This window comes from Nesterenkonia lutea (genome assembly GCF_014873955.1).
Lineage (GTDB): Bacteria > Actinomycetota > Actinomycetes > Actinomycetales > Micrococcaceae > Nesterenkonia > Nesterenkonia lutea.
Genome location: NZ_JADBED010000001.1, coordinates 2,839,031 through 2,860,133, shown reverse-complemented (window position 1 = coordinate 2,860,133; position 21,103 = coordinate 2,839,031). Strand labels below are relative to the sequence as shown.

The 21,103-nt window shown below is 67.3% G+C and carries 22 protein-coding genes and 1 riboswitch; of the genes, 14 read left to right on the top strand and 8 right to left on the bottom strand.

The window, feature by feature from the left end; translation table 11 throughout:
- The first annotated feature begins 350 nt into the window (after positions 1–350).
- From H4W27_RS13050 to H4W27_RS13010, 9 genes are all read left to right on the top strand, one after another.
- On the top strand, positions 351–1,355 hold the full coding sequence (locus H4W27_RS13050) for a MetQ/NlpA family ABC transporter substrate-binding protein (RefSeq protein ID WP_192596320.1): 1,005 nt from the start codon (positions 351–353) through the stop codon (positions 1,353–1,355).
- Positions 1,352–2,380: a methionine ABC transporter ATP-binding protein gene (locus H4W27_RS13045; protein ID WP_192596319.1), complete on the top strand. Its 1,029-nt coding sequence runs from the start codon at positions 1,352–1,354 to the stop codon at positions 2,378–2,380. Before H4W27_RS13050 ends, H4W27_RS13045 begins: the two co-directional genes overlap by 4 nt.
- The gene (locus H4W27_RS13040; RefSeq protein WP_318782368.1) at positions 2,377–3,054 is read left to right on the top strand and encodes a methionine ABC transporter permease; all 678 of its coding nucleotides are present in this window, start codon (positions 2,377–2,379) and stop codon (positions 3,052–3,054) included. The genes H4W27_RS13045 and H4W27_RS13040 overlap by 4 nt, the downstream gene beginning before the upstream one ends.
- 91 nt (positions 3,055–3,145) lie before the next feature.
- Positions 3,146–4,171, top strand: a complete 1,026-nt coding sequence (locus H4W27_RS13035; RefSeq protein WP_192596318.1) for an aldo/keto reductase — start codon at positions 3,146–3,148, stop codon at positions 4,169–4,171.
- Positions 4,172–4,260: 89 nt separating this feature from the next.
- Positions 4,261–4,362, top strand: a riboswitch (SAM riboswitch).
- A gap of 13 nt (positions 4,363–4,375) precedes the next feature.
- Positions 4,376–5,800 carry an NtaA/DmoA family FMN-dependent monooxygenase gene (locus H4W27_RS13030; RefSeq protein WP_192596317.1) on the top strand — a complete coding sequence of 475 codons (1,425 nt, stop codon included), beginning with the start codon at positions 4,376–4,378 and terminating at the stop codon, positions 5,798–5,800.
- 41 nt (positions 5,801–5,841) lie between these two features.
- Positions 5,842–7,110: an acyl-CoA dehydrogenase family protein gene (locus H4W27_RS13025; protein ID WP_192596316.1), complete on the top strand. Its 1,269-nt coding sequence runs from the start codon at positions 5,842–5,844 to the stop codon at positions 7,108–7,110.
- A gap of 240 nt (positions 7,111–7,350) precedes the next feature.
- Positions 7,351–7,575 (top strand): DUF4244 domain-containing protein, encoded by a 225-nt coding sequence (locus H4W27_RS13020; protein ID WP_192596315.1) that lies wholly within the window; start codon positions 7,351–7,353, stop codon positions 7,573–7,575.
- Entirely contained in the window at positions 7,559–7,960 is a 402-nt protein-coding gene (locus H4W27_RS13015; protein WP_192596314.1) for a TadE family type IV pilus minor pilin, read from the top strand. The genes H4W27_RS13020 and H4W27_RS13015 overlap by 17 nt, the downstream gene beginning before the upstream one ends.
- Positions 7,957–8,385 carry an Rv3654c family TadE-like protein gene (locus tag H4W27_RS13010; RefSeq protein WP_192596313.1) on the top strand — a complete coding sequence of 143 codons (429 nt, stop codon included), beginning with the start codon at positions 7,957–7,959 and terminating at the stop codon, positions 8,383–8,385. Before H4W27_RS13015 ends, H4W27_RS13010 begins: the two co-directional genes overlap by 4 nt.
- 76 nt (positions 8,386–8,461) lie before the next feature.
- Here H4W27_RS13010 and H4W27_RS13005 read toward each other — a convergent pair whose 3' ends face one another.
- Positions 8,462–9,631 (bottom strand): M20/M25/M40 family metallo-hydrolase, encoded by a 1,170-nt coding sequence (locus H4W27_RS13005; RefSeq protein WP_192596312.1) that lies wholly within the window; start codon positions 9,629–9,631, stop codon positions 8,462–8,464.
- A 50-nt stretch (positions 9,632–9,681) separates the two neighbouring features.
- Here H4W27_RS13005 and H4W27_RS13000 point away from each other — a divergent pair, with 50 nt between their 5' ends.
- The 4 genes from H4W27_RS13000 to H4W27_RS12985 all read left to right on the top strand — a co-directional run bounded on the left by H4W27_RS13000 (position 9,682) and on the right by H4W27_RS12985 (position 12,724).
- Positions 9,682–10,500 carry a hypothetical protein gene (locus H4W27_RS13000; protein WP_192596311.1) on the top strand — a complete coding sequence of 273 codons (819 nt, stop codon included), beginning with the start codon at positions 9,682–9,684 and terminating at the stop codon, positions 10,498–10,500.
- Entirely contained in the window at positions 10,497–11,189 is a 693-nt protein-coding gene (locus tag H4W27_RS12995; RefSeq protein WP_318782367.1) for a MurR/RpiR family transcriptional regulator, read from the top strand. Before H4W27_RS13000 ends, H4W27_RS12995 begins: the two co-directional genes overlap by 4 nt.
- Entirely contained in the window at positions 11,189–12,319 is a 1,131-nt protein-coding gene (menC, locus tag H4W27_RS12990; protein ID WP_192596310.1) for an o-succinylbenzoate synthase, read from the top strand. The genes H4W27_RS12995 and menC overlap by 1 nt, the downstream gene beginning before the upstream one ends.
- Positions 12,320–12,445: 126 nt before the next feature.
- Entirely contained in the window at positions 12,446–12,724 is a 279-nt protein-coding gene (locus tag H4W27_RS12985; RefSeq protein ID WP_192596309.1) for an Lrp/AsnC family transcriptional regulator, read from the top strand.
- 85 nt (positions 12,725–12,809) lie between these two features.
- Here H4W27_RS12985 and H4W27_RS12980 read toward each other — a convergent pair whose 3' ends face one another.
- Positions 12,810–14,927, bottom strand: coding sequence for a TRAP transporter permease (locus H4W27_RS12980; RefSeq protein WP_192596308.1), 2,118 nt, complete (start codon positions 14,925–14,927; stop codon positions 12,810–12,812).
- Entirely contained in the window at positions 14,924–15,934 is a 1,011-nt protein-coding gene (locus H4W27_RS12975) for a TAXI family TRAP transporter solute-binding subunit (protein WP_192596307.1), read from the bottom strand. Before H4W27_RS12975 ends, H4W27_RS12980 begins: the two co-directional genes overlap by 4 nt.
- A 232-nt stretch (positions 15,935–16,166) precedes the next feature.
- Here H4W27_RS12975 and H4W27_RS12970 point away from each other — a divergent pair, with 232 nt between their 5' ends.
- Positions 16,167–17,123 (top strand): DUF4031 domain-containing protein, encoded by a 957-nt coding sequence (locus H4W27_RS12970; protein WP_192596306.1) that lies wholly within the window; start codon positions 16,167–16,169, stop codon positions 17,121–17,123.
- On the opposite strand, the gene H4W27_RS12965 is transcribed toward H4W27_RS12970, so the two are convergent.
- From H4W27_RS12965 to H4W27_RS12945, 5 genes are all read right to left on the bottom strand, one after another.
- On the bottom strand, positions 17,083–17,415 hold the full coding sequence (locus H4W27_RS12965; RefSeq protein ID WP_192596305.1) for a thiamine-binding protein: 333 nt from the start codon (positions 17,413–17,415) through the stop codon (positions 17,083–17,085). The two genes, H4W27_RS12970 and H4W27_RS12965, sit on opposite strands and share 41 nt — an antisense overlap.
- Positions 17,416–17,425: 10 nt before the next feature.
- Positions 17,426–18,064 (bottom strand): type II secretion system F family protein, encoded by a 639-nt coding sequence (locus H4W27_RS12960; RefSeq protein WP_192596304.1) that lies wholly within the window; start codon positions 18,062–18,064, stop codon positions 17,426–17,428.
- Positions 18,057–18,626 carry a type II secretion system F family protein gene (locus H4W27_RS12955; RefSeq protein ID WP_192596303.1) on the bottom strand — a complete coding sequence of 190 codons (570 nt, stop codon included), beginning with the start codon at positions 18,624–18,626 and terminating at the stop codon, positions 18,057–18,059. The genes H4W27_RS12960 and H4W27_RS12955 overlap by 8 nt, the downstream gene beginning before the upstream one ends.
- Positions 18,627–18,847: 221 nt before the next feature.
- Positions 18,848–19,999 carry a TadA family conjugal transfer-associated ATPase gene (locus H4W27_RS12950; RefSeq protein WP_192596302.1) on the bottom strand — a complete coding sequence of 384 codons (1,152 nt, stop codon included), beginning with the start codon at positions 19,997–19,999 and terminating at the stop codon, positions 18,848–18,850.
- A complete protein-coding gene (locus H4W27_RS12945; RefSeq protein ID WP_192596301.1) occupies positions 19,992–21,074 on the bottom strand; it encodes a hypothetical protein in 1,083 nt (360 codons plus the stop codon). The genes H4W27_RS12950 and H4W27_RS12945 overlap by 8 nt, the downstream gene beginning before the upstream one ends.
- Positions 21,075–21,103: the final 29 nt, after the last annotated feature.

Genomic DNA, 21,103 nt, shown 5'->3' with positions numbered 1-21,103 from the left:
CCCGGCGCGTGGGTTAGACTCGGTGATGCTTCAAGAGAAGTGACCTGGTTAACCGCTGACAGGCGGTGATCCGACGATCCGTTCACGGTCACTCACCAACCCCATGTTCAAGGGTGGTCCCGGATCACGAAGCGGCTTGTTCTCACCGTTGATTGAACTTTATGGCTCACCAACGGTGCTGACTGGGACAGGCAAGAGCAGCGTCGAAAGGAACCCACCTTCACCGGTGCACAGATCTGTGCACTCCACGTTCGCGCCTGACCGGCGAGCACCGCCTGCGGCATGTTCTGCGGGCGCCCACCTCTCTTCTCGGGCACCCTTCTGCCCTCCTGACATCTAAGGACCACACCATGAGCAACCATCAGCAGACCCCTGCGCAGCCCACCGTGAACCCCCGGCACCGCGGCCTGAGCGCCATCGCCGTCAGCGCCACCCTGGCACTGGCGCTGAGCAGCTGCAGCGTCTTCGATCGCGGCGGCGACGAGGCTGAGGCCGCCCCGGCGGACCAGCAGGAGTTCAGCATCGGCGTCGTCGGAGCCAACGAGAGTCACCGCGAGGTCGAGCGCATCGCGGAGGAGGAGCTCGGCTATGAGATCGAGCTCGTCGAGTTCACCGAGTACACCCAGCCCAACCCCGCACTGACCAGCGGAGACATCGACGCGAACTGGTTCCAGCACATCGCGTACCTGGCGGACTACAACGTCAGCTCGGGTGAGGACCTGCAGCCCATCGGCTCCACCGCTGCCGTGCCGCTGACCCTCTACTCCAATGAATACGAGGACGTCAGCGAGTTCGCGGCCGGGGACACCATCGCGATCCCCAATGACGCCGTCAATCAGGGACGCGCCATCAACGTGCTGGTGGCCGCCGGACTGGTCGAACTCTCCGAGGAGAACCGCCAGCCGGAGCCGCGCCACATCGACGAGGAAGCCTCCACCGTCCAGGTGCAGCCCGTGGCCGCCCAGCAGACGGTGAACGCGCTGGAGTCGGTGGAGGGCTCGGTCATCAACAACAACTTCGCCCAGGATGCCGAGCTGGACCCCGACGGAGACGGCATCTTCGCCGACGACCCCACCGAGGCCGCGGCGTTCCCGTACATCAACGCCTTCGTCACCCGCGCCGAGGACAGCGACAATGAGGCGCTTCGCGAGATCGCGGCGGTCTATCACGATGAGCGGGTGCTGGAGATCGAGGCTGAGCTCTCGGCCGGGACCTCCGTCCCAGCCTCCGAGGTCACTCCCGAGCAGCTCCAGGAGTCATTGGTCGATTATGAGGACTCGCTGCAGAGTGCAGATGGCGGGTCCGGCACGGACGAAGAGTCAGACGAGCCCGACGAGGAGGACGACGACGCGTGAGCTCCGGCCCGCTCATCGAATTCCGCAATGTCTCGCGGACCTTCGGAACCGGAGACAAGACTGTCACCGCGGTCGACGACGTCAGTCTGCGCGTCGACCGCGGTGAGGTCTACGGCGTCATCGGGTTCTCCGGAGCCGGGAAATCCACGCTGATCCGGCTCATCAACGGACTCGAGCGTCCCACCGCCGGTTCGATCCACGTGCTGGACCAGGAGATCTCTGCGATGCGGGAAGGCCAGCTGGCCAAGGTGAGATCCCGCATCGGCATGGTCTTCCAGCAGTTCAACCTCTTCCACTCCAGAAACGTCGCCGGCAATGTGGCGTATCCGTTGAAGGTGGCCGGTTGGAAGAAGTCCGACCGGGACGCTCGGGTTGAGGAGCTGCTGGACTTTGTGGGTCTGAGCGAGAAGGCAGATCAGCACCCCGAGCAGCTCTCGGGCGGTCAGAAGCAGCGGGTGGGCATCGCCCGCGCCCTGGCCGCTAAGCCGGACATTCTGCTGGCAGACGAGTCCACCTCGGCGCTGGACCCCAACACCACCGGCGAGGTGCTGAGACTTCTGCGTCGAGCCAATGAAGAGCTGGGCATCACGATCGTGGCCATCACCCATGAGATGGAGGTCATCAGGTCCATCGCTGACCGAGTCGCAGTGATGGACAACGGGCGAATCGTCGAGACAGGGCTCGTCTATGACGTCTTCTCCAGTCCGCGCGAGACGAAGGATGCCAGCTTCGTCGGTGCGGCCTTGAAGAACCGTCCCTCGGTCGAGGAGGTGGAATGGATTCGTCGCCACAGCTCCGGACGACTCATCGTGGTCTCGCTGCATGACGCAGGCGCGGTCAGCGCGGTGCTGGGAGAGGCCGCGTCCCATGGAGTCTCGTTCGAGATCGTTCATGGAGGCATGAGCACCACCAAGAACGCCTCCTATGGACTGCTGACCCTGGCCGTGGAAGGTGATCCCGAAGCAGTGAGAGCCTTCGTCGCGGCGCTCGACGCCGCCGGGGAAGTGCAGGAGGTGGACGCGTGATCGACACATACCAGGCTCTGGACTGGAGCTATTACGGGCCCGAGCTGGTTGAGGCCATCTTCGACACCATCTATATGGTGGCGTGGGCGTTCCTGCTCGGCGGGCTGATCGGACTCGCCATCGGACTCACGCTGTACACCACGCGAGAGGGCGGACTCCTCTCGAACAAGCCTGCCTGGATGGCGATGAACTTCATCGTGAACCTGATCCGTCCGGTGCCGTTCGTCATTCTTATCGCGGCGCTGCAGCCGGTCACCATCTTCGTGATCGGCTCCGGGATCGGAAATGACGCGGTGATCTTCGTCATGATCTGGGCCTCCACCTTCGCGATCGCGCGGATCGTGGAGCAGAACCTGGTCTCCATCGATCCCGGCGTGATCGAGGCCGCCCGCGCCATGGGCGCCTCCCGGCGGCGCATCATCCTCACCGTGCTGCTGCCGGAGGCGCTGGGCCCGCTGATCCTGGGGTATACCTTTGTGATCATCGCGCTCACCGACATGTCGGCTCTGGCAGGGATCATCGGCGGCGGCGGCATCGGCAACTTCGCCATCGTCGAGGGCTACAACAGGTTCCGCCCGGAGGTCACCTGGCTGGCGGTCATCGTGGTGATCGTCTTCGTCCAGTCGCTCCAGCTGGTGGGCAACTGGGCGGCACGCAAGGTCATGCGTCGATGAACGGCGCCGAGGGCTCCTGCCCCGAGGTGCGGCCCCGCAGAACAGCTCGAACAGCCCGAACAGCAGCCCCGAACAGCAGAAGGATTCATCGATGACGCTACGTTCCATCACCCTGGGAGACGGCCGCCATGCATTGGAGGTCTCGTCACTGGGCTACGGTGCAATGTCCCTCGCCGGAGCCTACGGATCCGTCACCGACGCGGGGGCTCAGGAGATATTGGAGCATGTGGCCGATCGCGGCATCACATTCCTCGACACGGCCAACATCTATGGCGATGGCGAGAGTGAGCGTCTGGTCGGTGAGTTCCTGCGGAACCGCCGGGAGCAGTTCGTCCTCGCCACGAAGGTCGGCATCGAGAAGGGCGCAGGGGTCGGCAGACGCCGGGCGCGGGGAGATGCCGCCTACATCAGAGAACAGATCGACCTGAGCCTCGCGCGTCTGGGCACCGACTACGTTGATCTGTACTACCTGCACCGAGTCGACCCGCAGACTCCGATCGAGGAGAGTGTGGGCGCGCTGAGCGACCTGGTCACCGCTGGCAAGGTGAGGCGGATCGGACTCTCCGAGGCCACGGCTGAGGAGATCCGGAGGGCACATGCAGTGCACCCCCTCACCGCCGTGCAGAGCGAATGGAGCCTCTTCGCCCGCGACGTCGAGGAATATGTCCTGCCGGCCTGCGCGGAGCTCGGCATCGGGTTCGTCCCCTATTCACCCGTGGGCCGAGGTCTCCTCACCGACCACTTCGACGCCCAGGCTCTGCCCGCGGAGGACGCACGCAGGTCCTTTCCCTGGTTCAGGCCGGAGAACCTGGAGCACAACCACGCGCTGGCCGGTGAACTGCGCCTGAACGCGCAGCGTCTCCAGCTGCCCACCGCCGGCCTCGCCATCGCCTGGCTCTACCAGCAGGCCCAGGCTCGCGGCGTCGCGATCTCCCCCATTCCTGGGACCCGGTCTGCGTCGCACTGGGACGAGCTGCAGCGCGGGGCCGCGCAGCTGGAGCTCACCGGTGAGATCTCGGGGGAGCTTGATGCTCTCGCGGGACGGGTCCACGGTGATCGCAGCTTCGATCCCGCGTGGGTCTCCGGCGGGCGAGAGAACCTTCTCCCTCGCGACTGAGCCACTCCAAGCCCCTAAAAATGTTATATGAACATTTAATTCTTAATATGTGACAAAGCGCCTCCGCGGGCTTAGTCTCGTAGCTGTATCAACCATCAAGAGCGACTGAGAGATCTGGCTCAGTGACGTCGCAGCAACCCAAGTCGTGAACATTCACGTCGATACGGTGCTCCCGCCAGGACCGATGGAGAAAGGCAGGAATGTATGACTCGTCATGACCGTCCGCTGATACTGAGCCTCTTCGAGATGGGCTCGGTGGTGCACCTCTCGCCCGGAACGTGGACTCACCCTGAGGACCGGCGCCACGGCGTCGACAGTCTGTCCTTCTGGCGGGAGCTGGGCGGCATTCTCGAGCAGGGTCGATTCGACCAGCTGTTCCTCGCCGATGTGGTCGGCGCCTACGACAGCGCCGAGGACGGGCTGCGCAGCCCGGTGAGCCAGGGGTACCAGATACCTGCTCTGGACCCGCTGATCCTCCTCGGCGCACTGGCAGAATCCACCGATCACCTGGGGCTCGCCGCCACCTTCTCCACCACCTACGAGCCGCCGTTCGCCTTCGCTCGTCGCCTCGCGACCCTGGACGCGCTCTCCGAAGGGCGGATCGCCTGGAATGTGGTGACCTCGTACCTGAAGAACGCGGCGCAGAACTTCGGACTCCCGGACCAGGTCCAGCACGACACGCGCTATGAGATCGCGGACGAATTCCTCGACGTGGTCTACAAGCTGCTCCTGGGATCCTGGGACTCCGACGCGGTCCTGGGTGACACCCAGACTCGCACCTGGGCAGACCCGGACAAGGTGCGCTACATCGACCACAAGGGCCGTCACTTCTCGGTGCGTGGGCCACATCTGGTGGCACCGTCCCCGCAGCGCCTGCCGGTGATCTTCCAGGCGGGGAGCTCCCTGACCGGGATGGCATTCGCCGGCAGACATGCCGAGGTGGTGTTCCTGGGTGGGAACTCACCGGAGGCGATCCGGGCCAATGTGGAGACCATCAAGTCGCACGCCGCCGCTTCAGGACGAGATCCGGATCAGTTGCGCTTCCTGGCCGCGGCCCAGGTCATCGTGGCACCCACCGAGGAACAGGCCCACGCGAAGGCCGCGGAGATCGACCGTTGCCGCAGCGACTGGGCCGCCCTGCAGAAGAACGGGCGCATCCCGGGCCTGGAAAGGTATCCGCACGAGGAGCTCGTCGCTGACATCATCCGTCGCCGAGACCCCGGTCACGAGATCCTCATCCGCGGGTGGCGCGAGGGCCAGCGGGTCAAGGACCTTCGCGGTTCAGCCGGGGCCGGTGGACGAGCCAGAAACGGTCTCCGCGTGGTGGGCACCGGGGCTCAGGCTGCGGATGCGCTGACTCACTGGGCTCACGAGTCTGGTCTTGATGGCTTCAACATCGGCAATCAGATCAGCTTCGGCACCATCAGGGACTTCGTGGAACTGGTCGTCCCGGTGCTCCAGCGACGAGGCCTCGCCCGGACCGAATACACGCCCGGCCAGACCCTCCGCGAGCGCCTGCTCGGCGCAGGACCCGGCCCCCACAGCACACACCCCTCGAGCCGCTACCTGGATCCCTCCAACCTGAAGCTCCCGGCCGCACCCTTCGGCGCGCGCCTGACCCCAGCCTGAGCGATCCCCGCCGGCCCCGAACCCTTCACTTGAGGATCACCATGACACTTCATCACCCAGACCTGCACACCGACGCCGCCCCGGGCTACCCGGAACTCCATGAACGCTACGCCGAGGTCTTCCACCGGATCGCGCAGGGCGCCCTCGAGCGTGAACAAGGACGGATCCTTCCGTTCGAACAGGTCGAGTGGCTGCGGCACGCCGGCTTCGGCGCCCTGCGAGTCCCTCGCCATCTCGGAGGAGAAGGCGTCCCGGCGCAGACCCTGTTCCGGCTGCTCATCGACCTCGCCCAGTCTGACCCGCACGTGGCGCACCTGTGGCGCGGCCACTTCGCGTTCCTGGAAGCCCACCTGAGCAGCGGCGATTCCGCGGAGAGGGCCTTCTGGTCGAATCAGGCCGTGGAGCATCGCGCGATCATCGGCAACGCCCAGAGCGAACAGGGCATTGAAAGCTGGGAGAAGCAGACCACCACTCTGAGCCGTCACGCCGATGGGACGCTGCGACTCGACGGCAAGAAGTACTACAGCACCGGCACCCTGTTCGCGGACTGGGTCAACGTCACCACCCGCTACGGGGAAGAGTTCGCGAGCTTCCCGGTCAGGACCGATGCCCCCGGGCTGGTGCGCATCGACGACTGGGATGGTTTTGGGCAGCGACTCACCGGCACCGGGACCACCACCTTCGACCAGGTGCCGGTCGAGGAGGCACATCTGACGGTCCACGCGGCAGACCAGCGTCCCATCACGCACATGATCGGCTTCTACCAGCTGCACCTGCTCGCGGTGCTTGCCGGGATCGGCCGCCGCGCGGTGGATGACATCGTGACCCACATCCAGTCCAGCACCCGCCGACCCCTGGGGGCGCCCGCCGGGGTCACCCCCGCGTCTGACCCGCTGAACCAGGCCGTCATCGGTCGCGCCTCCGCGAAGGTGAAGGCAGTGCAGGCCTCCGTGCTGGACGCAGCGGCAGACCTGGAGCGCGCTTGGCAGGCACGGCACGGTGCCGAAGGTGCCGAAGCTGCCGAAGCTGCCGCTGATCGAGCGAACCTCTCGGTCTACCAGGCTCAGGTGGTGGCCATTCCACTGGTCCTGGAAGCCACCACGTCAATCTTCGATGCCACGGGAGCATCCAGCACGTCGGTGAGCAAGCTGCTGGACCGGCACTGGCGCAACGCCAGAACCATCTCCTCGCACAACCCGCTTCCGCGCAAGGAACAGTGGGTCGGCGGCTATGAGCTGCTCGGCACGCTTTCCTATCCGTGGCAGCTCCTTGACTCACACGCCGCAGGAGAACCTGAACGGGCTGCGTGAAGCCGCGAATCCCACACCGGCCCTCCGGTGGTCTTCCCCAACGCTGACTGTTCCGCGGTCTGCATCACCCCTCTCCACAGCGTCGCGCTGTCCGTCGGAATCGCTGATCGATCACCGGAGACTGGTGATCACCTGCAGTCAGCAGCGGTCATCAGTCGTCAGGCTCACGGAGTCTCGAATCCCGCTTCTCTGAAGCTCGAATATCCCGAGCGCCGGGCGACCGTCACGGAAGGCACAGTCATGGAAGTCACGATCACGGAGACGACATCAGCGCAAACCCGTCCGCAGGTGCCCGGGTATTCGATGCAGCAGCTCCATCAGGAGGAAGAAGGCCTCGCCACCGCTGAATATGGCATTGTCATGCTCGCCGCCGTGGGGTTCGCCGGGCTGCTGGTGGCCGTGCTGAGCTCTGACACCGCCCGCGGGCTGCTGACCGGCATCGTCGAACGTGCGTTGTCCTTCTGAGCCGCTCTGCACCCGCCGGGACGTTGCTGCGCACCCGAGCTCTGCTGCCGAGCGGGGCTCCATCAGTGCGGAGTTCGCGCTCGCGCTGCCCGGCGTGATCCTGGTCCTGCTGCTCGTGCTCTCCTTCGCGATGCAGGGCGCCGCTCAGGTCTCTCTGGAGGAGGGCGCGAGGGTCGCCGCCCGCGAACTGGCCCGTGGGGAGTCCGCCGTCTCTGCTGAGGCTGCGGCGCGGCGGGTCTCCGGGGAGAGGACCGCCTTCCGACTGGATCGGGAGGACCCCTATGTCACGGTCGTCCTGTCGCGGCCGGTGCGCGTGCTGGGCTGGCTGGAGCTCGACGCGACTCAGGATGCACGGGCCACGGCCCGTGTAGAGGTTTCACCATGATGCGTTCAGCATCACCGGCTCGGGACCTCTCGGGACAGCGCAGGTCGGGACAGCGCGGGTCAGGAACGGTGCTGGCACTGGCGCTCATCATGACGCTGCTGATCCTGCTGGGTGCCGTGTACGCCCTAAGCCTGGTGGCAGTGTCCTCCGCGCAGGCTGCTCGCGGAGCCGATATGGCGGCCCTGGCGGCGGCGGACGCGGCCCGCGGCCTGACCCAGAGGGATCCCTGCACGGTGGCGCTGGCCCTCGCGGAGCGCAATGGCGTGGAGCTCACCAGTTGCACGGTCACTGGCCCACACGGTACTGAGGTGGTGGTTCGCAGCGCCGTGCCGATCCTCCCGGAACGACTCCTGAACCCCTCGGCCGTGCAGCTGTCGGACCTGGTCAGCCGCAGCTCCGCTCGAGCGGGGCCCCCACCGGCATGACAGCTGCGGTCCCGGGGAACCTGTGGCTTCCGGGACTCTGAGGACCTGCGAATCCTGCGGATGCCCAGCCCCCCCTTCAGAGCCTGCTCAGCAGCGCAGCCAGCAGCGCGATCCGCTCGGGGATCGAGTCGATCCGCACCTGTTCGTGATCGGCATGGGCCCCGGCACCGTCCGGTCCCAGTCCGTCGAGCGTGGGCAGGCCCAGTGAGCCGAGGAAGTTCGTGTCCCCGGCGCCGGCGGCCGGTCGGCCGCCCACTGCGGGGAGCCCGACCTCCTGGGCCGCGTCCTCCACGAGGGCCAGCAGGTCTCCATCTGCCGCATCGGTCTGCCAGGCGGGCCGCTGCGAGAGGGTGCGCACTGTGAGCTCAGCCCCGGATCTGACCGGCGCGAGCTGCTGGATCGATTCCAGCACCTGGGCCTCCACCTCCGGGGTGCGGAAGCGCAGACCGATCTCCGCGGACGCTGCGGCAGGCACCACGTTGGTCTTTCCGCCGCCGGAGATCGTCCCGAGGTTGCACAACACATCGCCCGGGGACGCGGTCTCTGCCGCAGAGATGAGCTCCCGCAGAGCGGTGAGCTGGTCCACCAGCTCGTCGATCGCGTTGATCCCACCCTCGGGGTCCAGAGCCGCGTGGGAGGCGCGTCCACTGATCTCCAGACGCAGCCGGGTACTTCCGAGCCGGCCGACCTTCAGCTCCCCGCCGGGATGCGGGGACTCGAAACCGAGCACTGCGCTGACACCCTCCGCGCAGGACAGCAACAGCTCCCGCGAGCTGGGCGAGCCGATCTCCTCGTCGCCGACGACGATCACCCGCACCGGAGGCCGTGACATGCCCCAGGCGGTGCTGAGCTTCAGCGCCTGGTGCATGATGAGCAGCCCCGACTTCATGTCGAAGACCCCGGGACCATAGGCGATGCCGTCCTCGATCCGGAACGGCATGGTCTCGAGCGTGCCGAGCGGCCAGACCGTGTCGGCGTGGCCGACGAAGAGCACCGGGGCCTTCTCCTGCTTCGCCCCGGAACCGGGGATGTCCATCACCAGGTGCGCCCCCCACTCCCCCTCCTGGACGGAGGTGTGTGGGTCGTGCTCGGCGAAGATCTCCTGGACCTGGGCACACACTGCGGTGACCCCCTCGGCGTCCCCGGTGGGAGACTCCGTGACCACCATCCGTTCCAGAAGTTCGAGAGTCTCCTCGAGGTGGTCTCTGGCGAAATCAAGGGCAGCGGTGGGAGATGAGGTGTCCATAGGATTAGGATACGCAACGTAAGAACATCCCCGGGCTGCGAGAGGACCCCATGACTGATCAGCACGTCGACACGCCCGCAGGCCCCGCTCTCCCGGAGTCGGCGACCCTCGCCGACGGCGCCGTCGTGCGCAGCCTCACCGAAGTCTCCGAGCTGGAGGCCGCCTGCCGGCTGTACCGAGATGTCTTCTCCTACAGCGGCGAGGATCAGGGGATCAACGCACGCCTGTTGAAGAACCTGACGACCTACGGAGGAACTGTGGTGGGCGCCGTCGCGTCCTCTGGCGAGGTCCATGGCATGGCCTTCGGCTGGACCGCCGTGGACACCGGTGCCGAGGATCCGCACGTCTATCACTTCTCCCAGGCCGCCGTGGTCTCGCAGGACATGCAGGGCCAGGGCGTGGGCAGAGCGCTGAAGAACGTGCAGGCCGCCGTGGCCCACCGGAAGGGAGCCAGTCGCATGCGCTGGACCTACAACCCGATGATCAGCCGCAACGCCCATTTCAACCTCGACGTGCTCGGCGCGCGGGGCAGATGGTTCACCAGGGACGCGCTGGCAGGGCCCGGGACAGACCGGATTACCGTGGAGTGGCGGCTGGACGGCACGGCCGCGGAACCTGCCCCCCGGACGGATGCAGAGGACCTGGATGCTGAACTCGGCGTCGATGAGCTCACCCGGCCCGGACAGATCCAGATGCAGGCAGACGCGGCCCTGCTCGCCGTTCCCGCCCAGCAGCCCACCGATGGAGAAGTCATCGATCTGCTCCGCACGCGCTTCAGCGACCTCTTCGACCACGGCTTCGTCGCGACCTCCTGCCACCGCACCACGCCGGAGCTCGCCGTCTACAGCTTTCTCCGGGAGAGAGCGTGAACGGCGCGAGAACCGATGAACCGCATGAGGACGCCGAGGGGCGGGCTGAGAACTGGTCCAGCCGGCGCGGCCCGGACAGCCCGGCAGCGCGATTCGGCGCCACCATGTCCCCGCGCGCCTCGGCGAGGAGCCTCCAGGCTCGGCTGATCCGTCGGGAGCGCGAGAATCTGGAGCGCGTCTTCGCCGGCATCGAGGACGACGACTCAGTGGCGCGCACGGCAGCTCTCATCGCCGGAGCCAGGCGCCGCTTCATCGTCGGTCATGGACGTTCGGCGGCCTTCGCCCATCTGCTGGACCTCGATCTCTCCCATGGCGTCTCTCAGGTCTCGCTCATCGATGGGCTGAGCATGCGGGGCATCGATGTGCTCACCGATGTGCGGAGCACCGACGTGCTCGTCGCCTTCTCCATGCGCCGCTACCGCCGAGAGACCGAACAGCTCGCCGAGGCCTTTGCCCGGCGCGGCGGCGCCGTGGTGGCCGTGACCGACTCCGCAGAGTCCCCCCTGGTGGCGCACTGCACCGAAGCTGTGATCGTCCCTACCAACTCCGCCTCGGTGACGGACTCCGCCACCGGAGTCGCGGCAGTGATCCACCTGCTCACCGCCCTGACCACTTCAAGTGCCAAGGGAAGCCGCCGCCGGCTGACCGAGAGAGAATCGCTGATCCAAGAGATGGGACTGTATATCTGATGCGCGCCGTCGAGATCGTGCTCCACGATGTTGAACTGCCCCTGCGACATGCCTTCGAGACAAGTTCTCACCGCAAGTCCTCGCTGCGGCACCTGCTGGTCGAGATGATCGACGCCGAGGGCACCGTGGGCTGGGGCGAGATCGCCTCCCCCGCCGGCCCCTTCTACGCTCCAGAGACGACGACGACGGCGTGGCAGACCGCCACTGAGCACCTGATCCCCGCCGTGCTGGGCGCGCAGTGGGACCATCCCGATGAGATCTCCGGGCTCTACGCGAAGGTGCGCGGCAACTTCTTCGCCAAGGCGGGGGTCGAGATGGCCGCCTGGGCGATGTGGAGCGCGGCCGAATCGATCCCGCTGGCCCGCGCACTCGGCGGTGAGCGCGAGACCGTGGTGGCTGGTGTCTCGCTGGGGATCGAACCCAGCATCGAAGCGCTGCTGAGCGAGGTCACTCGTCACGTGGAGTCGGGCTACCCCCGCGTCAAGCTCAAGATCGCCCCGGGCTGGGACGTGGAGCCCGTGCGAGCTGTGCGCGAGGCGTTCCCCGACCTCGACGTCCACGTGGACGCGAACGGCGCCTACCCGGGCAGCCACGAACCCGGTGGCGAAGGTGCCTTCGAGGTGCTCCGCGCCCTGGACCCGTTCCGACTGACCATGATCGAACAGCCCTTCGCCCCGAGGAACTTCCTCGACCACGCGCGGCTGACCGCAGAGCTCGAGACCCCGGTCTGCCTGGATGAGTCCGTGGAGACACTCGATGACCTGCGCACGGCGCTGGCCCTGAAGGCCGGCAATGTGCTCAACATCAAGGTCTCTCGGATGGGCGGACTCAGCGCCGCGCGTGACGCCCACGCCCTGGCCTCCGCCGCGGGCTGGCCGGTCTGGTGCGGGGGCATGCATGAATTCGGCATCGGAAGGGCCGCGAACGTGGCGATCTCCTCGCTGCCCGGGTTCACCCTGCCCTCAGATGTCTCCGCCTCGAGCAAGTACTACGCCGAGGACATCATCGATCCCCCGGTGACCGCTGAGCAGGGCATCGTGAGGGTTCCCACCGCAGACGGGCTCGGTCACAGCGTGCGCACGGAGGTCATCGCTGCCCACGCGACGAGACAGAAGCGCTTTCTGGTCTGAGCGCCGGTGCCGAGCGGACGTCCTCCCTGTCCCGGGCAGTAGCCTGAGACCGAGACGTCCGACATCGAGCACGCCTGGGCCGAGCAGGGCCCAGGACGGCTCACGGCTGAGAGGCAGCGAGAGAACATGGTCACCGCATTTGTCATGATGAAGACCGATCCGCACCGGATCCCCGAATCGGCGCAGGACATCGCCAATATCGACGAGGTCCAGGCGGTGTACTCCGTGACCGGCAAATGGGATCTCGTCGCGATGGTCAAGACGCCGCATCTCGAGGACCTCAGCGACCTGGTGCCGGCGAAGATCTCCAAGGTCGCCACCGTCCACGATACCGAGACCATGGTCGCGTTCCGCACCTACTCAGACCAGGAGCTGGAAGCCAGCTTCAGCCTGGGCGGGGAATAGTCCGGCAGGCAGCACCTGCACAGACGATCGGGGGCCCGACCGGAATCCGGTCGGGCCCCCGATGGTTCTGCTGGCCATGGACTGATCAGGCGCCGCTGGGCACCGGATCCGTGCCTGTGCCGCCACCTCGGGCAGACGCTGGCGCGTCGTCGTCGGCCTCGGTGCCGGTCGGATTCCGGTCACCCCGACCGCGGCGCGCGAACTGCAGGACCACGCCCACGGCGAGGGCCACCATGCCCACCACGGAGATCATCAGGTCCGGATAGATCAGCAGCAGACCGCCACCGATCAGCAGCACCCGCTCGATCACCGTGGCCCGCAGGAACAGGTAGCCGGCAAGTCCCGCCGCGAGCGCGATCATCCCCACGATCACGGTGAGCAGAGAGATGGTCAGCTCGTCCCAGGAGCCCTGCAGCAGAAGCGCAGGCTGCAGGATGAACACGTAGGGGATCAGGAAGCCGGCCAGGGCGATCTTCACCGCGGCGACACCGGCTCTCATCGGGTTCGCATTCGCGATGCCGGCCCCGGCGTACGCTGCGAGACAGACCGGCGGGGTGATGTCCGCCAGGATGCCGAAGAAGAACACGAACATGTGCGCTGCGATCAGCGGCACGTCGAAGTTGTTGTACAGGATCGGTGCCGCCACCGAGGCCGTGACCACATAGTTCGCCGTGGTCGGCAGCCCCATGCCGAGGATGATGCAGGCGATCATCACGAAGAAGAGCACCAGCAGGAAATTGCCTCCGGCGATGGCGACGAGTCCGCGACCGAGCTGACCACCCAGGCCGGTGGCCGTCACCGTGCCTGCCACGATTCCAGCCGTGGCACAGGCTGCGATCACCGGAAGCGCGGTGCGGGCCGCGGCCACGAAGAGCTCCATGAAGCCGCGCAGATTCAGCCTGGTCGAGGACCGGAAGAAGCTCAGCACGATGGCCGTGGCGATCCCCAGCAGCGCCGCCCTGGTCGGGGTCAGACCGGAGAGCAGGGTGCCCACGATGACCACCAGCGGCAGCAGCAGGTCGATGCGAGTGATCAGACCACGGACGCTCGGCAGCTCTTCCACGGGCATGCCCCTGATGCTCTGCCGCTTCGCCTCGAAGTGCACCGAGAGGAACGCACCCAGGAAGTAGAGCAGCGACGGGATGATCGCGATGACGATCAGCTCGTTGTACTCCACGTTGGGCACGTTCTGCGCCATGATGAACGCAGCGGCACCCATGATCGGTGGCATCAGCTGCCCGCCCGTGGAGGCGGTCGCCTCAGTGGCGGCGGCGAAATGCGGTTTGAACCCGGCCTTCTTCATGATGGGGATCGTGAAGGAGCCCGAGGCCACGGTGTTGGCCACAGAGGAGCCCGAGACCATGCCCTGAAGCCCGGAGGCGGCGACGGCGGCCTTGGCCGGTCCGCCGGTGTATTTGCCCGCCGCACGGAAGGCGAGATCATTGAAGAACTGCCCGATGTTCGTGCGCAGCAGCACCACGGCGAAGAGCAGGAACAGGAAGATGAAGTCCGCGGAGACCTGCAGCGGGGTGCCGAAGATCGACCGCGTGGACAGGAAGGTCTCCGTGGCGAAGGCATCCCAGGACCGTCCGCGGTGCGGGAAGATCGGGCTGAGATTGCCCCAGATCCCGTAGGCGATGGCGACGCTGGCGATGATGACGATGGGCAGGCCCACACAGCGACGAGTCGCTTCCAGGACCAGCAGCGTGCCCACCACGGCGACGGTGTAGTCGAGGTTGCTGAAGCCGAGGATCTGCACCGCATTGCCGACGAGGTACTCGTAGCGGAACACGATGTAGAGGTTGACCGCGATCCCGGCGGCGGCGAGCAGCACGTCATACCAGGGGATGCCGCGCCCGCGACCGAGCAGCAGGTCCTTCCAGAGGACGCCGCTGGGCTTGGCGTTGAGCAGGCGCTTGCTGGCCGGATAGAGCATGAAGACCAGAGCGGTGGCACCTGCCAGGTGAATGGCGCCGTGGATCCAGCTGGTGAAGGGTCTCTCCAGCGCGTAGTAGAGGTGGTAGAGGGTGAAGGCGACGGAGATGCCGCCGACGATCCACGTCCAGAAGCCCAGATCCGTCCGGAACCGGCTGGACGTGTCGTGCTGCCGAAGGATCTCGGCGGCTCTCTCCTCAGCGTCGACCCCCGGCTCCTGCTGATCAGCAGAAGCCGGGGAACGATCTTCAGCGGTGCTGCGTGTCACGGCAGGTCAATGCCCTGCTCTTCGAAGTAGCGCTCAGCGCCGGGGTGCAGCGGGATGTCGCCGACTCCGGTGAGGGCGTTCTCCTCTGTGATGTTCTCGCCGACCTCGAGCGTGATGTCGCCGGCGTTCTCGAAGGTGGCTGCGGTGATCTCGTAGGCGAGATCCTCGCTGACCTGGGTGGTGGAGGCCACCAGGGCGGCGAAGACGGAGACCGTGGTGACATCCTCATCGAGGAACTCGTAGGCATCTGCGGAGATGTCATACGACTCGGCGCCGGATTCACCGGAGATGGTCTCGGTCATGTCATCTTCGATCCCGAGCAGGGTGACATCAGTGGAGGCCGCCAGCTGGGTCAGGCCTGCCACCGGGGTGCCCACCACGAAGATGGAGGCATCGATCTGGCTGTCGGCGAGCATGTCCGTGGAGGAGCCGAAGTCAGCGATCTCCGCGGTGTAGTCACCTTCCTCGATGCCGTGCGCGGCAAGGATCGCGTCAGAGATGGCGCGGGTTCCCGAACCGACATCGCCCACGGCGATGGTCTGGCCCTCGAGGTCCTCGATGGACTCGATGCCGGAATCTTCGCGAACGATGATGTGCGCGGCCTCTGGATAGAGGTTCGAGATCCAGCCGAAGTTGTCCAGCTCCTGGCCCTCGAGATCCTCGATCTCCCCGGCGACGCCGCTGGCAGCGGTGTCGTTCTGGGTCAGGCCGAGCTGCATCTCCTCCTGGAAGATCCCACCCAGGTTGTCTGCGGAGCCGCCGGTCTCGATGGCGGTGACGTTGACGTCCTCGATGTTGTCCTCGTAGATGGCCGCCAGCTCATCACCCAGCGGGAAATAGGTGCCGGCGGTGCCGCCGGTGCCGAAGGTCAGGTCGGTGGTGAAGCTGTCCTCATCCCCGGTCTGGACATCTTCGTCACCCCCCTCTTCCTCGCCGCCGCCGCCACAGGCGGACAGGGCCAGGGCGGCAGCAGCAGTGGCTGCAATAGCAGTGCGACGCATTTTCATGAGTCTTCTCCTCAGTCGAGTGATTTCAAGGTGCGTTGAGCATGGGTTCTGTTGAGTAAGCGTTGTCGTCTGTACACGGTGCAATGTGTAGTCAGACACTTTACCGTGGTGATCGCCACTTTAGGGGCTCGGTGGGCCCCGTCCCTAGACTGACTCACACGGATGAGCAGGGTGTTTCGTGATTTCCACGAGACGGAACGAGGCGACTCTCGCCAGGAGGAGCAGGCTGCAGATGACGGTCTTCATCGACCCGCCGAACTGGCCGGCACACGGGACGGTCTTCTCCCATCTGATCTCGGACACCTCCCTGCAGGAGCTGCATGCCATCGCGGATTCCGCAGGCATCAGCATCCGAGCCTTCGACCAGGACCACTATGACGTGCCGGCCCACCGATACGCGGATCTGCTCGCCCTGGGTGCGGCACCGGTCTCGGGCCGCGAGCTGACCCGGATCCTGCTGGGCTGTGGTCTGCGGATTCCCGCCGCGCAGCGTCCCGAGAAGCTGCGGGGCACGCTGGCCCGAGCCTGGACACGACTGGGCCTCCAGTGGCTCGACCCTGCGGACGACGGCGCAGGCGCATCCCGCTCCGCTTCTGCGTCTGGGCAGGCATGGGCGCAGCTCGGGGAGGAGCTCCTCGATCGATGGTCCGAACCGCACCGGCACTACCATTCGCTGACGCACCTCGCCGCTGTCCTGCGTCACGTGGCGTTCCTGGACCGCGCGGGTGAGCTGGCCCCGGACCAGCGCCGTGTCGTGGCGCTGGCGGCCTGGTTCCACGATGCCGTGTACTCCGGCGCGGCGGGAGAGGACGAGGAGGCTTCGGCGAGGCTGGCCGAGGTCAGGCTGGAGCCTGTGCTGGCTGTCTCATCCATCCAGGAGACGGCGCGGCTTGTGCGGCTGACCACCGGTCATGATCCAGTGCCGGAGGATGGCAACGGTGCGGTCCTGGTAGACAGCGATCTGGCCGTGCTGGGCCAGACTCCGACGGACTATGCGCGGTACGCCGATGCGGTGCGGCGCGACTTCGCCCAGGTCACGGATGCTGACTTCCACCGGGGCAGGAGCCAGGTGCTTCTGCGGCTGCTGGATCAGCCGACGCTGTTCCGCACGGTCACCGGCAGACAGCGCTGGGAGCAGCAGGCTCGGCTCAACCTGCGCGAGGAGCTGGAACGTCTGCGTCTCCGCTGAGCCGCTGCTCGATCCTGGTGACCTTCTCCGCCAGCTGACCGGTGAATCCCGGGCGCACGTCTGCCTTGATCACCAGACTCACCCGCGGACTGACGGCAGAGACCGCTTCCGTGGCTCGGCGGATGACCTCGAACACCTCATCCCATTCACCCTCGATGGTGGTGAACATTGACGTGGTCTCATGCGGCAGACCGGAGGCTCGAACGATCCGCACCGCCTCGGCGACGGCGGCGCTGAGTGAACCCTCAGGGGTGTCTGCAGTGACAGGAGCGACAGAGAAGGCGGCCAACATGAGGCTCAGGCTACGCCAGTTCCTGGACCAGGCCCAGCACCACCGGCGCCACTCCGAGCAGGATGAAGGCCGGAAGGAAGCACAGACCCAGTGGCAGCACCATCTGCACCCCTAGCCGGGCAGCCTGTTCGTCCACCCGCTGACGACGCCGCACCCGCGCCTGAGCCGCGGTGAGCTCCAGAAGCTCCACGCTCGGGGACCCGGTGGCATGGGCGAAGGCGAGCTCCTCGCCGAAGGCTCTGAGCTCAGGAACGTCCGCCACGCACCGCCACGCGTCCTCCCACCGCTGCCCGGCGACGAGTCCACGGTGCACCCGGGCAAGCCGCTCGACTCCGGGGACATCCTGGGCAAGACGATGCACGCAGGCCTCGATCCCCACCCCCGCGAGCAGCATGGCCGCGGTGAGATCCAGCAGCGTGGCGGCATCCAGGCCCGAGGATGCATCGCCGCCACCGCCGGGGTTCAGCCGCAGGACGTGTCGCAGCCGTGGAAGGGGCTCGCCCCGGACACCCTGCCCGGTCCGGCGCCGACGGTCCCCGCGGGAGCCGCGGCGTCCTGCGCCGCCGGGGCCACGCGGAAGAAGCAGGACTGCCGAGAGCGTGAGCAGCAGCGCGCAGACCATGACAGGCAGCAACTGCTGGTCAGACATCTCGACTCACCGAGCGGATGAGTCGTGCGCTCCAGAACCGGCCCAGGCTCAGCATGGTCAGTCCTGAAGCGAGCGACCCCCACCCCAGCGCAGTGCCGAAGAGCACGGTGAGCGGGCCCGCACCCATGAGCACTCCCATTCCGAGTCCACCCACCGGCAGGAAGGTGAGGAGGAACTGGGTGAGACGTGGTCCGGCGGCCGCAGTTCGGATCGCGGCATGCAGGGCCGCTGCTTCCTCCAGGGACCCGGCGGCCTTCCGGCACAGGCCGGACAGCGGTGCTCCCGTGGTCTGCGACAACGCATGGATGCCGATCAGGCGCACCAGCACCTCCCGCAGAACCTCGGCTTCGGCGGTGGCGAAGGAAGATGCCTGCAGACTGCGCCGCAGACCCACGACCGCGCCGAGACCCGCTTGCTCGGCGGCCGAGGCCTGTTCGCAGACCCTGCTCAGCGGATGGTCGGGGTCCCGCGAGCGCCAGTGAGAACACAGGTCGGCCCAGGCCTGCGGCTGCGAGCGACCGGACTGCAGCAGCGCGGCATACTGCCGCAGCAGACGGCTCACATCCCCACGCAGAGACTCAGCCGCCGCCGACCCCTGCCCGCGCGATCTCCAGCGCTTCCAGCACGCCCTCCACCATGACCTGGAGAGCCGGGAAGAATGCTCCGGGGACAGACCTCGGGACGGGTGTCCGAGCGGGTCTCCGAGAGGGCGCAGGATGATGAGCACCAGGGCGGCGAGACAGGCCCCGGCCGAGACGGGAAGGAGAAGCACACCAGACTCGCTCATGACAGACCGATCAGTTCTGTCAGTCCGGCCCACCCAGACCCCGTCTCGGTCCTGAGGTCCGCGTCGGGCCCGCCGGAGGCGAGGAGCGCCGGGGTCATCTTCAGGGCATGTTCGCGGTACTCCACCAGGGAGACAGCCACCGGCATGCGCCGCCCGGCCCGCCGCTGCACGTGGATGACGGCATCCAGAGCGGCGCTGGCCTGCAGCGCCACAGATCCTGGCGAGAGGTCTGCCAGGGCGCCCATGGCGACCAGTCGAGCGGGCACGGATTCCGGAGAGTTCGCATGAATGGTCCCGATGGCGCCGCGGTGTCCGGTGTTCATCGCCGTCAGGAAGTCGCGAAGCTCGCTGCCGCGGCACTCCCCGACGATCAGTCGGTCGGGCCGCATGCGCAGCGTCTCGCGGACCAGCTGACCCATGCCCAGCTGCCCGGCGCCCTCCACATTTCCCCGCCGCTGCTGGAGGTGGAGCACGTGGGGATGATCAGGCTGAAGTTCGGTGGTGTCCTCGACGATGATGATGCGTTCCTGCGCCGGGCACTGCCCGAGCATGGACGCGAGCAGGCTCGTCTTCCCGGACCCCGTGGCACCGGAGATCAGCGCGTTGACCCGGGCGTCGACCATCGCGCGGATGACCGGAACCCAGATATCGGGCGCGGACCACTGCCGCGCGAGCTGCTCCAGCGTGCCCGAGGTGCCGCGCGAGACACGCACGGAGATCATGGTGCCCTCCACTGCCACCGGCGGGATGACTGCATGGATGCGACAGTCACCGATGCGCCCGTCCGCGCAGGGCTGGCCCTCGTCCAGCCGCCCACCGGACAGGGCGATCAGCCGCCTGGCGAGCCCGCGGACCTGCTGCTCCGAGGAGAAGCGCACCTCGGTGGGCTGCAGGCCCGACGCTCCATCTGTCCAGACCTGGCGGTGCCCGTCGATGAGCACATCGGTGACACCGGGCTGATCCACCAGCGGCTGCAGCGGCCCGAGCCCCACCAGCTCGTCGCGGAGCGAGCGGATCAGGCCCGCCGTGGTCTCCGCGCCGAGCGCCAGCCCCGAGGCGCGGACGGCTTCTGCGATCCGGGCCGCGGTCACCGGTTCGGCGGAGGAGGTCAGCTCCTCGCGCAGCTCCTCCAGACGTCGATCACGCACGAGAAACCGGCGATGCCACGTCGAGAGTCTCCAACAGGGCGCCGATGATCGCGGCCCCCCGCCGAGAGCGCAGAAGCTCATAGGCCCCGCTGAGCTCCGATTCTCGGCGCAGCCAGCGCTGTTCTGGGATGTCTCCGGCCAGTGGGACCTCCGCGGCGTCGGACACCTCCGGCGGGCTCCACCCGATCTGGCTCAGACCGTTGGCGACCAGGCCGAGCGGCAGCTCCGCGCAGAGGTGCTTCACCTGTCGGGCGGCCTTCGCCCCGCGCGCGCTGCAGGGCGCGACCACGAGCAGCTGATCGAGATGATGCCGGAGAGTCTGCACCGTTTCGGGCTCCCGCGCGGCATCGACGATCACCCAGTCGAACGCACGCCGCGCCGAGCAGGCGACCGGCTCCAGCATTCGACGGCGAACGTCCCGGCCGGGGGCCCCGGTGACCAGGTGGATCCCCTCGGTGACCGGAAGCGCCGCTCCGAGCTGGGCGGCGGAGATCTCGCCGTCCAGCGCGCCGAGCTCCTCCCACCCGACCGCCGCGGCGCCGTCGACCCCGTTCCCGACCCCGTTCCCGGGCCCGGTGCCCAGGGCGGCGATGCCAGCTCCCGGGGCGGGATCGGCATCGAGCAGGACCACGGACGCTCCGCGGACGGCCAGTTCGGCGGCCGCCAGATACGAGACGGTGCTCGCACCCGCTCCGCCCAGCGCGCCGAGCACCGCCACCACCCGTCCGGGGCTGCGATCGAGCACTGCTTCGCCGAGCTCCTGGGCCAGCCAGGTCTCCGCCGCCGGCAGCGGAACCGGCTGCAGTCCCGACTGCCCCGCCGCGAGTCTCCACAGCTGCTGCTCCTGGGCCGGGTCCCCGTCGGTGCGACCCAGGAGCAGGGTGCGCCGCGTTCGTCGGTGGTGCGTCGGCGGGCTGTCCTGTCCACACATCAGCACCGTCCAGTCCTGTGCATCGATGCCCCGCCAGGAGGACCGGACGTCAAGGGCGGCCCCCGCCGTCGCCGCGATGAGGGCGACGTCGTCGCGCAGCTGAAGGTCAGTGGTGATCAGCAGCAGCCGAGCCTCGGAGTCCATAGGGCTCAGCCTGCCCGCGGACCGAGTCT